This window comes from Aequorivita sediminis, from assembly GCF_032080575.2.
In the GTDB taxonomy this organism is placed as follows: Bacteria; Bacteroidota; Bacteroidia; order Flavobacteriales; family Flavobacteriaceae; genus Aequorivita; species Aequorivita sediminis.
The window spans coordinates 448173-461093 of sequence record NZ_JAVLSO020000003.1; the positions used below are offsets into that span (position 1 = coordinate 448173).

The following is a 12921-nucleotide window of genomic DNA, read 5'->3' on the forward strand; positions in this document are numbered from 1 at the left end:
CCGTGCTTTCTAATAAGTTACGGTATTTTTTTTTTAAATCATAGTTAAATCCCTTTAGCTTTGTTTTACAATGATTAACTTTGCAAAAATCATAATTTTATGAAAAACCTATTACTCATATTTGCTTTTTCGCTCGCAATTTTAAGTTGTGGAACTGGAAACAAAGCAATTGACAACTCTACTACAGCAACTACTGAGAGTGATACAATACGTATTGCTAACGATAGTTTGGAATATGAAATAATGATTATTGAACCTGGTTTCGACTCTTGGCTTATTTCCCAACCAAAACCAGGACATTACGGACAATCTTTTTTAGAATCAAAAAACAGACTTTTTGTTTCAGAATACAACAGTCGCGTTTTACAACCTCAAAATTATTCTAGAAATCTATACACTGAACAAATAAACTACGATACTGCAGTAGATTATGGATATGAAGTAAACTATTTATTGTATAACTATTTCGTTTATTTTAAGCAGAAATACAATCAGAAATTTATAGGAGGAAGAAATTGAAAAAGCTTAAAGAACGTTGGAATATTCAATCCAATACCCAACTATACATAATTTTTTTAGTTTTTGCTATTACTGGAAGTTCGGCCGCAAAACTAGCTGCACCTGTTACTGAGTTTTTTGGGGTTTCGAAGGAAATGGGCTGGTATGTATATTGGCCGTTTAGAATATTAATTATATTCCCTATCTATCAAGTCCTATTAGTACTATTTGGTTGGATTTTTGGTCAATTTAATTTCTTTTGGACATTTGAAAAGAAAATGCTCCGCAATTTAGGTCTCGGGTTTTTAATTAAAGAATGAGTTTTTTAAAAAATCAAATAACGCAACTTTTTACAGCAACAATCTTTTCGATTGCATTGATGCTTCCAGCTGCAATTCAGTTTGCACATAGTTTCGAAGGTCATAAGCACGAAGTATGTACAGATGTATCGTCACATATTCACGAAAAGGAACTAGACTGTTCGATATTCGATTTTCACTTTTCAATTTTTAATTTTAACCCTCAAGAATTACCAGAGGTTGTAACTATTCACAGTTTCCAAAATACGGAAACTTTATATATTCTTCCTAAAATTGAAGGCGAGTACGCCGCCTACTACCTAAGAGGTCCTCCTCTACACTTTTAATTACCTACTTACACACTTTTATTAAATCAATTTTAAATTCAAGGAAGGCTATTTTCTGCTCTTGATGAATATTTATGCTTTTCAAAGTATAGATAGCTTGAGCATTTAATAAACCTTATCCCCAACTATTTTTAAGAAATGAAAAATATTTTATTTTTTGTTGCTGTGTTTATGCTATACACAGCAGCAAACTCACAAAACTCCTTAATTGGAACAATTATATCAAAAAATTCAAACGAACCTTTATTAGCGACAGTTTATATTCCACAACTCGAAAAAGGAACTACCTCGGATTTTGATGGCAATTATATCGTAAATAATATACCTGATGGAAACTATAACGTTGTTTACTCGGCATTGGGATATGCTACTGTCTCGAAGAAAATACTATTTACAAAAGGTAAAACCATTACAAAAGCTATTCAATTAGAAGAAAGTGCTGTTGAAATGGAGGAAGTAATTATCTCTACACCTTTCCACAAATTACAAAGTGAAAATGTGATGAAAGTAGAACGTGTATCTACCGAATCATTAAATGCTTCAGGCGCTGTTACCCTAGCAGAAGGCATAAAAAACATAGCGGGAGTTGATGTAATCTCTACTGGTGTAGGAATTGGAAAACCTGTTATTCGAGGTTTAAGCTCTAATCGAGTACTTACTTACACTCAAGGCGTTCGCTTAGAAAACCAACAGTTTGGGGATGAGCACGGACTTGGAATTAATGAAGCAGGCATTGAGAGTGTTGAAGTTATTAAAGGCCCTGCCTCACTTTTGTACGGAAGTGATGCATTAGGTGGAGTTCTTTATCTAAACCCTGAAAAATTTGCACGATCTGGAGAAACTCACGGAGATTTAAACAGTACTTATTTCTCCAATACCTTGGGAACTTCTACAAACTTAGGGTTAAAAACATCTGGTGAAAAACTGAGCTTTTTAGCCCGTGGTTCATATTCTTCCTTTAGCGATTATAAAACAGGGGCCGATTATCGCGTTACCAATTCTCGCTTTAACGAAAAGGATTTTAAAACCGGATTACAGTATTTAGGGAATCAATTTAAATCTACTGTTAGATATAACTACAACCGTTCAAACATTGGAATTCCTGAAGAAATTGGAGCGCAAACACAATCAAAAGATTTAGAATTGCCATTTCAAGAAGTGGATAATCATATAATAAGCTTAGACAACACTATTTTCTTTAACAACTCTAGTTTAGATGTAAAGGCGGGATACCTATTTAACGACCGAAGAGAGTTCGAAGATGATCAATCGACTGCTGCATTAAGATTAAAGTTGAGTACTTTCAATTACGATGTAAAGTACCACCTTCCAGAATTAGGCAAATTTGAAACTATTGTTGGTTTACAAGGAATGTTTCAAAACAACAAAAATGAGGGTGAAGAAATTTTAATTCCGGATGCAAAAACTACTGATATCGGTGTTTTCGCTACAACGCATTTTCATTTAGACCAAATTGATTTACAAGCTGGAATTCGATTTGATTCTAGAAAAATTGACAGTGAAGCTGCGCGTAACCCTTTAGAAGAAGATTTCATTCCTGCCTTAGATAAAAACTTCAATAGTTTTGCTGCGGCACTTGGGGCGAAAATAAATTTATTCGAAAAAATTTCTGGCCGTTTAAACCTTGCTAGTGGATTCCGTGCGCCAAATTTAGCCGAATTAACTTCTAACGGTGTACACGAAGGCACTAATAGATTTGAAAGAGGAAATCACGATTTAAAGAGTGAACAAAATTTTCAAACAGACCTTGCCATAGAATATAGAAATGAGCACATCGAGATTTTTGCAAATGGGTTCTACAATGCTGTAAACGATTATATCTTTATTTCTCCAACAGATGAAGTTATTGATGAAACTCCAGTTTATGATTACTTACAAGGTAACGCCTCCTTATATGGTGGAGAATTCGGGTTTCACTTGCACCCACATCCATTGGACTGGCTTCACTTTGAGAGTAGCTTTGAGACCGTAACTGGGAAATTAAAAGATGATAATTACCTACCACTAATTCCGGCAAACTCACTTCAAAATACATTTAGAATAGAGTTTGAGGATGGAGAAACTAGAAAGTTAAGCTCTGTATTTATAACGCTAAAAAATACTTTGGACCATAAAAATACAGGGAATTTTGAGACAAAAACAGGTGGGTACTCACTATTAAGTGCTGGTGTTGAGAGTAGTTTTAAACTCAACAATGTCATGATGAAGTTGGCTGTAAGCGGAACAAATTTAACCGACAAACAGTACGTTTCTCACCTATCTAGGTTCAAACCAGATGGCATTTTTAATATAGGAAGAAGTGTGAATATAAAACTAAAAGTAGAAATATAGAAATTAAAAAAATGTTGTTAGAGCACAGTGGAAACTTTAAAGTTCATAGTTACTGTGCTCTAATTACATTAATTATTCATTCACTCTAATTTCAATTGTTTGGGGTGTTGATTGTTTTTTCCATACAAAAGTATACAACCACATAAGTGTAAATGTTGGAACTATATCGGTAAATGGTAGAATTTCTTCCAAAAACACAATAACAGATGCTAATTTACCTTTATTACCTTTATACATTTTAGACATTTGCTTGGCAGCCAACGGTGCCCAAATCATATCCAAAAATGGTCCGACCACTGGAATAGCCATAGTTGACATCCCAATAATATCATAAAGTATTCCTTGGCGGAGAAGTTTATATTTTTCGTCTTTCATTATAAGTAATTTTTGTTTCTATATCTAAAACAAAAAACATTCCAAAATATTACTCAAACCTCAAAATACTTCTTTTTAAGCTAGTTAACCTTCTTTCATATTTTAGGAGAGATCGTGACTTATCAGTTTAAGAAATTCATTTCGAGTTTCAATAGCTTCAAATTGACCTCTAAAACCAGAAGTGGTAGTTACACTATTCTGCTTTTGTACTCCTCTCATCATCATGCACATGTGCGAAGCTTCAATAACCACAGCAACTCCTTTAGGTTTTAGGGTGTTATTGATACATTCTAAGATATCGTGCGTTAACCTCTCCTGCACTTGAAGTCTTCGTGCAAAAACATCTACTACTCGTGGAATTTTACTCAAGCCAACAATATGGCCATCAGGAATATAAGCTATATGTGCTTTCCCGAAGAAAGGCAGAATATGATGTTCACATAAAGAATAAAGTTCTATATCCTTTATTATTACCATATCGTGATATGATTCTGCAAACATGGCACTTTTTAAAATTTCAGCAGGATCTTGATGGTTACCGGACGTTAAAAACTGAATTGCCTTTGCAGCGCGTTCAGGGGTTTTTACAATTCCTTCACGGTTAACATCTTCTCCTATTGAAGTTAAAATTTTACTGTAATCCTCAATCAAATCGTCGGTTACAGGTTGATCATATTCTTCAAAATATCTGTAAGTGGCCATTTATTATATGTTTAATTATTGAAGATCAAAAATAAACACATAAGTCTGAATAAAAACAATATTCCTAATGAGATTGTATTATAGCGTCATAAATAGTACTTTCACGTTTTAAAATTTTGCGATGATTAAAGCTCAAAACATTCATAAATACTACGACAATCTCCACGTTCTAAAAGGGGTTAACCTTCATATTAAAAAAAGTGAAATAGTATCAATCGTGGGTGCTTCAGGTGCAGGTAAAACTACATTACTACAGATTTTAGGTACTTTAGATGCTTTTGATAAATCGCAAAGTAAATTAGATATAAACGGGGTGGATATAGGTTCACTTTCTGGGAAAAAATTAGCAAAATTTCGCAATGAAAACTTAGGATTTATCTTTCAATTTCATCAATTACTTCCTGAGTTTACCGCTATTGAAAATGTATGTATTCCTGCCTTTATAAAAAATACACCTAAAGCTGAGGCTGTTAAAAGAGCTAAAGAATTACTTTCATTTTTAGGCCTTTCGCACCGTGAAGACCACAAGCCTAATGAGCTATCTGGTGGAGAGCAACAACGTGTAGCTGTCGCAAGAGCTTTAATAAATAATCCTGCTATTATTTTAGCGGATGAACCTAGTGGAAATTTAGATACCGAAAGCGCAGAAAACCTGCACAACTTATTTTTTAAATTAAGAGATGAGTTTGGACAGACATTTGTAATTGTAACTCATAACGAAGAACTTGCGAATATGGCCGATAGAAAATTGGTAATGCAAGACGGAGTAATACTTACTTAAAATTATACGCAACAAAGTATACTAATGAATAAGGCGCAGCTTAAAGAATTTCTTGACGAAAAAGTTATTCGCTACAATAACCCAGATTTTATTGAAAGTGACCCAATACAAATTCCGCATTTATTTACTTTAAAAGAAGATATTGAAATTGCAGGGTTTTTAGTTGCTACTATTGCTTGGGGAAACAGAAAAAGTATCATTAATAACGGACATCGTTTAATGGCTATTATGGGCAATTCGCCATACGACTTCATAATGAATCTAGATGAAGACGATTCAGAAAAACTTGACGGATTTGTACATCGCACTTTTAATAGCGACGATTTGTTCTACTTTTTAAAATCACTTCAAAACATTTATAGCAATCACGGTGGATTGGAGCGTGTTTTTGCAAAATATTCCGAAGAGAATTCTGTACAAACTGCTATACATCAGTTCAAGAAAGTATTCTTCGAACTTCCACATCTTCCTCGTACTCAAAAGCACGTTAGCGACCCCTTAAAAAATTCGGCCGCCAAACGAATAAATATGTTCCTACGCTGGATGGTAAGAAATGACAATGCTGGTGTAGATTTTGGAATTTGGAATAGTATCTCCCCTTCCCAACTCTCTTGTCCTTTAGATGTACATAGCGGAAATGTAGCAAGAAAATTAATGCTTCTAAGACGCAAACAAAATGACGGTAAAGCATTAGCCGAACTTGATGCGTCCCTTAGAAAGTTAGACCCAAAAGATCCCGTTAAATACGATTTCGCACTATTTGGACTTGGAGTTTTTGAACAATTTTGACAAGTAGTTTAAGCCTTGGCTAAGCCTTGTTTTTTCTTGATTTTTTAAAGTGAAAAATTGTATATTTACGTTTAATTAAAAAATATCATTTATTTGATATTCTTAACAAAGTATAGAAAGTCTTGATAGAGCCTCAAATTCCTATTGATGAAGAACAACGTCTTGAAGCAGTGCGGTCTTATGACTTATTAGACACTTTACCTGAAAGAGACTTTGACAATCTTACATTAGTTACTGCTACTGTTTGTGATGTACCAATTTCCTTGGTTACTTTAGTAGAATCCGACAGAAATTTTTTAAAATCGCATTACGGGATTCCCTTTAATGAGAGCCCAAGAAGCACCTCTTTTTGTGGGCACGCCATATTAGATGAGTCTAGTATTTTTATAGTGGAAGACGCTAGAAAGGACCCACGGTTTATAGATAATCCCCTAGTTACCGAAATGAATGCTATTTTTTATGCTGGCGTTCGGCTAATAAACTCTGATGGATATCCTTTAGGTACTTTGTGTGTTTTCGACAAAAAGCCTCGCAAACTTTCATCAAGACAGAAAAAGGCGCTAATCGCCTTAGCGTTTCAGGTGGTTAATCTCTTTGAAGCTAAAAAGCGAAATAGAGAATTGATGGTTATTCAAAATGAATTGAAAGATAAAAACGAAGAACTTAAAAATTTCGCAGGAATGGTATCTCACGATATGAAAATGCCACTCGCTAATATGATAATCACCTCAGATATGCTTCGAAGTAAATACGGTCAATTTCTCGACGACCAAGGCAAGCAATATTTGGAATATATAAAGCAATCTTCTTTTACTTTAAGCGAATACATTACTGGAATGCTTGAACATTACGAGAGTGACAAAACAGCTTCCCTAATTGAAGAAGTTTTTGATAGCCATGACCTCTTAGAAGATATTATCGAGCTTCTCAATATTAATTATGACTGTGAAATAAATCTTCCTGAAGAAAATATTGAGATGAAGGCCAATAGGGCTGCCTTAGAACAGATTACTTTAAATTTAATTACCAATAGCTTAAAATATAACGATAAAGAGACTATCGTAATAGATATTAATTGTTGGAAAGAACGAGGCTATTACTATTTTACAATCACCGATAACGGCGTCGGGATTGAGAAAGAAAAACTTAAAAGCATTTTCAACCTTTTTGAAACTGTTGGCGAATTAGACCGATATGGTAAAAAAGGTAACGGAATTGGCCTTTCTACGGTTAAAAAATTAGTGAATAAATTAGGAGGTGATATCGATGTTACCTCAGAAAAAGGAAAAGGAACAACTTTTACATTTTACATTAAAAAAATTAAAAAGAAGACCCCTAAACAACTAAAGGAAAATTAAATGGTTTTAGCCTAGGAAACTAGTCGTTATTAAGTTCCGTTTTCTATCTTTGAATTTATAATTTTAGGAATGCAGTTTAAACACCCAGAAATTCTTTACGCTCTTTTCTTGCTGCTGATACCGATATTTATTCATCTTTTTCAACTTCGTCGATTTCAAAAAGTAGCTTTTACCAATGTTGCATTTTTAAAAAAAATAAACATACAAACCCGGAAAAGTTCACAGCTAAAGAAATGGCTAACACTTTTAATGCGTCTACTGGCAATGGCTGCACTTATTTTTGCCTTCGCACAACCATTTACAGCTTCCAAAACTGCTTTAAATAACGAAAAAGAAACGGTAATCTATATCGACAATTCGTTTAGTATGCAAGCAAAAGGGAGTCAAGGCCCACTGCTTGAACGCGCTTTACAAGATTTGTTTGAGAAATCTGCAACTACTGAAAAATTGAGCTGGTTTACGAATAACGTTCAACGAAAAAACACTTCGGCTCAAGACTTTAAAAACGAAATACTCTCTGTAACATACTCACAGAACCAACTCACTCCCGCTCAAGTATTACTCAAAGCAAATCAAATTTTTTCTAATGATAAAGATGTTGTTAAAAGGCTGATCTATATTTCAGACTTTCAACAAAAAGAAGGTTTTCCTACTATTTCAGACGACATAATTGTAGATGCAGTACAATTAAAACCTGTAAAACACTCAAATATCGCTATCGACAGCGTTTATATCACTTCAAAAAATGCTTCTACTATTCAGTTACAGGTAAAAGTTTCAAAATCTGGAAATGATATTTCAGAGGCTCCAATTTCACTGTACGACAATAACAAATTGATTGCAAAAACTGCAGTAGACTTCTCAACGAGCAAAAACGGCACGGTTACTTTCGATATAGATAATTCAGAAGAATTTTCTGGAAAGCTTCAGGTTGCCGACCCTAATTTAACTTTTGACAACACCTTATTCTTCAATATCAATAAACCGGAAAAAATTAAGGTTTTAGCCATTAATGAAGCAAACGGCAATTTCTTAAAACGCATTTTAGAAAAAGAAGAATTCGAATTTACGCAACAAACGTTTAAAACACTTAATTACAACGAAATTCCTAATCAGAATTTTATAATTTTAAACGAGTTAGAAGAGATTCCAGCTTCATTGAGTACCACTTTAAAATCTTTTAGCGATAATGGAGGAAGTATCCTTATAATTCCCAACATTGAAGCCGATATCAATAGTTATAACAATCATCTATTACCATTTGGATTGGGCAGTATTTCAAAAGCAAAAACACAAGAGAAAAAAATTACAAACATTGTTTTTTCACACCCCTTATTTAAAGATGTATTTGAAAAAGAAGTAACAAACTTTCAATATCCTAAGGTTAGTTCATTTTATACTATTTCAACTAGTGCTACCCCTGCAATAAGGTTTGAGGACAACCAACCATTTTTACTTCAAAAAAACAAAACCTACTTATTTACTTCCGCAATAAACAAGGAAAGTTCAAATTTCCAAAACTCGCCATTAATAGTTCCAACGATCTACAATATGGCCTTACAAAGTTTACCTCTTCCACACCTCTACTATACTATTGGTAAACAGAATTCAGTTGCAGTACCTGTAAAACTAGGACAAAACGAAATTTTAAAAATAAAAGATAGTATAAGTCAGTTTATTCCATTGCAGCAAACAAAAGCTAATTATGTTTTAATCACCACTAATGAGGAACCTACAAATGCTGGAAACTATCAAATTGTAAAGGAAAACAAATTTTTAGAAAATATAAGTTATAATTATAGCCGAAGCGAAAGTGAACTACTCTATTTAAATCCAGACGAATGGAATGCTGTAAATGTGTACAGTTCTATAGACAATCTCTTCGATTCGATAACAGAAGTAAATTCAATCAACAGTTTTTGGAAATGGTTTGCTATTTTTGCACTGCTCTTTTTGATTTTTGAAATGCTAATCTTAAAGTTTATTAAATAGAAAGAGATACAAGAAATTAACCTTAATATATGAAGATACTACTTAAATCCGCAACTATTATTGATGATACTAGTGAGCATCACTTGCAGAAATGCGATGTATTAATAGATAACGGTACAATTTCTAAAATTGCCGCCAAAATTCCTTTTTCGGAAAAGGTTAAGGAAGTTTCATTAAAAAATCTTCATATCTCACAAGGATGGTTTGACAGTAGTGTTTCTTTTGGAGAGCCAGGCTTTGAAGAGCGTGAAAACGTTGAAAACGGATTAAAAACAGCAGCATTCAGCGGATTTACAGGTGTAGCCGTTAATGCCAACTCATTTCCCGTAACAGATAGTAAAGGGCATGTAAAATTCCTAAAGAGTAAAGCCGAAGGAAATGCTGTTAACCTCTACCCTATTGGTGCCCTAACAATGGGCAGCAAAGGAGTTGACCTTGCCGAACTCTACGATATGCAAAATGAAGGTGCAGTTGCTTTCTACGATTATAAAAATCCTATTGCTAATGCCAATTTGCTTAAAATCGCGCTGCAGTACACCCAAAACTTCGACGGACTAGTACAATCATTTCCATTTGATAAATCGGTGGCCAAAAATGGGGTGGTTAACGAAGAAGAAAATAGTACTAAACTAGGTTTAAAAGGTATTCCTGCTCTTTCTGAAGAACTTCAGGTTATTCGTGACTTATATCTTTTAGAATATACAGGTGGAAAACTTCACATCCCGACGATTTCAACAAAGAAATCGGTTGAGCTAATTAGAGCTGCTAAGAAAAAAGGGCTAAACGTAAGTTGTAGTGTAAGCATTTTCAATATAATACTAACTGACGATGTTTTGGAAGAGTTTGACACAAACTTTAAACTACTGCCTCCTCTTCGAACAAAGGAAGATACTAAAGCATTAATTAAAGGATTAAAAGACGGTACTATTGACGCTATTACAAGCGACCACAATCCTATCGATGTCGAACACAAGAAAATAGAATTCGACCACGCCTACTTTGGAAGTATAGGTTTAGAATCTTGTTTTGGCGCAATTCATACAGTTTTAGGCATTGAAGATGCTGTTAAGAAACTCACAGGGTTAAAAGATGAATTTAGAATAACATCAGAAACTATAAAAGAAGGGAGTATCGCTACCATTACATTGTTTAATCCAGATAATGAATGGGTATTTTCTGAAGGAGATATACGCTCAACTTCTAAAAACGCAGCACTTTTAGGACAAAAACTCAAAGGTAAAGCTTACGGGATTTTTTCAAATAACCAATTGATTTTAAACAAATAATGAAGACTTCTCCTTCGGGCAAATCCACCGCCATGATTGCCTACGCACCCTTCGTAGGATTCATAATCGCCTATTTTATAAATCGCGATGAAAAAAGCAAGTTCGCTACATGGCATATTAAAAATATGTTCGGTTTGGTTTTGCTGTTTATGTCATCGTTAGTGATACAATCGCGAATAGACCTTAAAACCGGAGATATAATTTGGTTTGTGACTTTTGCACTTTGGATATACAGTTGGATTATGGCTTATAGAAATCAAAAGAAAGGAATCCCTTTTTTAAGTGAGAAATTTCAACAATGGTTTACCTTCTTAAATTGAAACTATTAGTTATCTTTAGCTTATCATAAATTTATAATTAAATTTTAATACTATGGAAAAAGCTTCAGATGATGGTAAAACGGTTGCAATTATCTCATATATTACGCTAATAGGTTGGATTATTGCACTTATTATGAACAACGGTAATAAAACCCCACTAGGAACTTTTCACGTTCGCCAATCGCTAGGAATTATGTGTGTGGGTGTTGTGTTTGCAATAATTTCTGGTTTTCTAGATTTATGGATTCTTTCATCCATAGTGAATATTGGAGTTTTAGTACTGTGGATTCTTGGTCTAGTTAGTGCTGTACAAGGTGAAATGAAACCAGTACCATTGTTAGGGGAACAATTTCAAGAATGGTTTAAAGGAATCTAAATTATTTAATATAATATCTAAACAGACCTTTTCTTCTGAAGTACTTTCAGATTGAAAGGTCTTGCTTATTTTTGCAACTTATGGAAAAACAGACTTTACTTTTAGAACACAATTATAGAGCCGCTAAAAATATTTCGGAAAAGGCACCAGTAATTATAATGCTACACGGATTTGGAAGTGATGAAAACGACCTATTCTCTTTCGCTTCTGAACTCCCAGAAAAATATGCTATCATCTCCTTAAAAGCACCTATAAAACTTGAACCATACGGAAATGCTTGGTACAATATCTATTTCGACAACAACCAAGGTAAATTTAGTGATGATGCACAAGCCATTAGCTCAAGGGAGTTAGTAGCAAAATGTATAGATGGTGTAATCGAAAAATACAATGTTGATGAAAACAATGTAACTCTACTTGGTTTTAGTCAAGGAACAATTTTGAGTTTTGCTGTAGCTTTAAGCTATCCAGAAAAAGTGAAAAATGTAATTGGCTTAAGCGGATATGTCAATGAAGAGATTCTAATAGAGGGGTATCAAAATAACGATTTCAGTAATCTAAACGTCTATACATCCCACGGAAGTGTTGATCAAGTTATACCCGTTCAATGGGCTAGAAAAACAGAACCGTTTCTTAAAAACCTAAATATAAACTGCGCTTATTCAGAATATCCTGTAGGGCACGGCGTAGCCCCACAAAACTTCCACGATTTCAAATCTTGGCTGGAAAAGGTTAGTTGAGAAGTTGGAGGTTAGAGGTTAGAGGTTGGAAGTTGGAAGTTGGAAGTTAGAGGCTAGACGTTAATTCTAGTCTCTAGCTTCTAGTTTCAATTTTCTGTATCTTGTGATAAGTTCGAGGTAAGGAATAAATTCTAAACAACAAATTTCAAATTTCAAATTCCAAAATCATAATTCATAATTCCGAATTCTGAATTCTTAATTCTGAATTTTTAATTCTGATATAGAAAAGATGCTATTGGAGTAAGGTCTAGATCGCCGTTTTCTTTAAAGTAATATTCTAAAACCATTTCTCCCCAAAATTTACCATCTGTAAAGTCGGCTTGAATCCACTTGTGGTTTAGGAATTTTACTTTATTAATCTTCATATCACCATTCATACCCTCAAAAGGCACCAATGGGTTATTTCCTTTCTGTAGATTAAAATCGTAAATTTTTTCAGTAATCATAGTCTCCACATCAGCTGCTTCATACCCCAACCTTTCTAAATAGGTCATTGCATTCTCATTTCCTTGTAACGAAAAGTAATTAAGATTGTGGTTTTCAAGACTAAGTACCTCTAAAGAATCTTCAGCTTTGTTTGCTCTTTCTCTAAGTTCTTCGATTTTGTTTTCTTGTCTTTCAAAAATTTTCTTCTGATTCATATACTGAAAAAGAATCAACAGTAGAACAAATAGAAACAGGTACAAATAAATATTCTTTCTCATAT

General features: G+C 33.8%; 15 protein-coding genes. 12 read left to right on the forward strand and 3 right to left on the reverse strand.

The features are described 5' to 3' along the window. The first annotated feature begins 99 nt into the window (after window positions 1–99). The 4 genes from RT250_RS08140 to RT250_RS08155 all read left to right on the forward strand — a co-directional run bounded on the left by RT250_RS08140 (window position 100) and on the right by RT250_RS08155 (window position 3496). Complete coding sequence (locus RT250_RS08140) at window positions 100–519, forward strand: DUF6146 family protein (protein ID WP_313113809.1); 420 nt, start codon at window positions 100–102, stop codon at window positions 517–519. Then, complete coding sequence (locus tag RT250_RS08145) at window positions 516–818, forward strand: DUF6787 family protein (RefSeq protein ID WP_313113811.1); 303 nt, start codon at window positions 516–518, stop codon at window positions 816–818. The genes RT250_RS08140 and RT250_RS08145 overlap by 4 nt, the downstream gene beginning before the upstream one ends. After that, on the forward strand, window positions 815–1144 hold the full coding sequence (locus RT250_RS08150) for a hypothetical protein (RefSeq protein WP_313113813.1): 330 nt from the start codon (window positions 815–817) through the stop codon (window positions 1142–1144). The genes RT250_RS08145 and RT250_RS08150 overlap by 4 nt, the downstream gene beginning before the upstream one ends. 138 nt (window positions 1145–1282) lie before the next feature. After that, on the forward strand, window positions 1283–3496 hold the full coding sequence (locus RT250_RS08155) for a TonB-dependent receptor (RefSeq protein ID WP_313113814.1): 2214 nt from the start codon (window positions 1283–1285) through the stop codon (window positions 3494–3496). 72 nt (window positions 3497–3568) lie between these two features. Here the strand turns inward: RT250_RS08155 and RT250_RS08160 are convergent, their stop codons facing one another. Together RT250_RS08160 and folE are read right to left on the reverse strand one after the other, a co-directional pair. Continuing rightward, window positions 3569–3871, reverse strand: a complete 303-nt coding sequence (locus RT250_RS08160) for a hypothetical protein (protein ID WP_313113816.1) — start codon at window positions 3869–3871, stop codon at window positions 3569–3571. Window positions 3872–3973: 102 nt separating this feature from the next. Then, a complete protein-coding gene (gene folE / locus RT250_RS08165; RefSeq protein WP_165148229.1) occupies window positions 3974–4573 on the reverse strand; it encodes a GTP cyclohydrolase I FolE in 600 nt (199 codons plus the stop codon). Window positions 4574–4694: 121 nt separating this feature from the next. Between folE and RT250_RS08170 the strand changes: the two genes are divergently transcribed. From RT250_RS08170 to RT250_RS08205, 8 genes are all read left to right on the forward strand, one after another. Beyond that, a complete protein-coding gene (locus tag RT250_RS08170) occupies window positions 4695–5354 on the forward strand; it encodes an ABC transporter ATP-binding protein (protein ID WP_313113819.1) in 660 nt (219 codons plus the stop codon). Between the two features lie 24 nt (window positions 5355–5378). Continuing rightward, complete coding sequence (locus tag RT250_RS08175; RefSeq protein ID WP_313113821.1) at window positions 5379–6143, forward strand: TIGR02757 family protein; 765 nt, start codon at window positions 5379–5381, stop codon at window positions 6141–6143. 122 nt (window positions 6144–6265) lie between these two features. Continuing rightward, window positions 6266–7501 carry a sensor histidine kinase gene (locus RT250_RS08180; RefSeq protein ID WP_313113822.1) on the forward strand — a complete coding sequence of 412 codons (1236 nt, stop codon included), beginning with the start codon at window positions 6266–6268 and terminating at the stop codon, window positions 7499–7501. A gap of 69 nt (window positions 7502–7570) precedes the next feature. Continuing rightward, window positions 7571–9493, forward strand: coding sequence for a BatA domain-containing protein (locus RT250_RS08185; protein WP_313113824.1), 1923 nt, complete (start codon window positions 7571–7573; stop codon window positions 9491–9493). Window positions 9494–9522: 29 nt separating this feature from the next. Next, window positions 9523–10779 carry a dihydroorotase gene (locus tag RT250_RS08190; protein WP_313113826.1) on the forward strand — a complete coding sequence of 419 codons (1257 nt, stop codon included), beginning with the start codon at window positions 9523–9525 and terminating at the stop codon, window positions 10777–10779. Next, entirely contained in the window at window positions 10779–11099 is a 321-nt protein-coding gene (locus RT250_RS08195) for a hypothetical protein (protein ID WP_313113827.1), read from the forward strand. The genes RT250_RS08190 and RT250_RS08195 overlap by 1 nt, the downstream gene beginning before the upstream one ends. 52 nt (window positions 11100–11151) lie before the next feature. Beyond that, window positions 11152–11475: a DUF4870 domain-containing protein gene (locus RT250_RS08200; protein ID WP_139854853.1), complete on the forward strand. Its 324-nt coding sequence runs from the start codon at window positions 11152–11154 to the stop codon at window positions 11473–11475. 80 nt (window positions 11476–11555) lie between these two features. Further along, window positions 11556–12215, forward strand: a complete 660-nt coding sequence (locus RT250_RS08205) for an alpha/beta hydrolase (protein WP_313113829.1) — start codon at window positions 11556–11558, stop codon at window positions 12213–12215. Between the two features lie 209 nt (window positions 12216–12424). On the opposite strand, the gene RT250_RS08210 is transcribed toward RT250_RS08205, so the two are convergent. Further along, window positions 12425–12919 (reverse strand): hydrolase, encoded by a 495-nt coding sequence (locus tag RT250_RS08210; RefSeq protein ID WP_313113830.1) that lies wholly within the window; start codon window positions 12917–12919, stop codon window positions 12425–12427. Window positions 12920–12921: the final 2 nt, after the last annotated feature.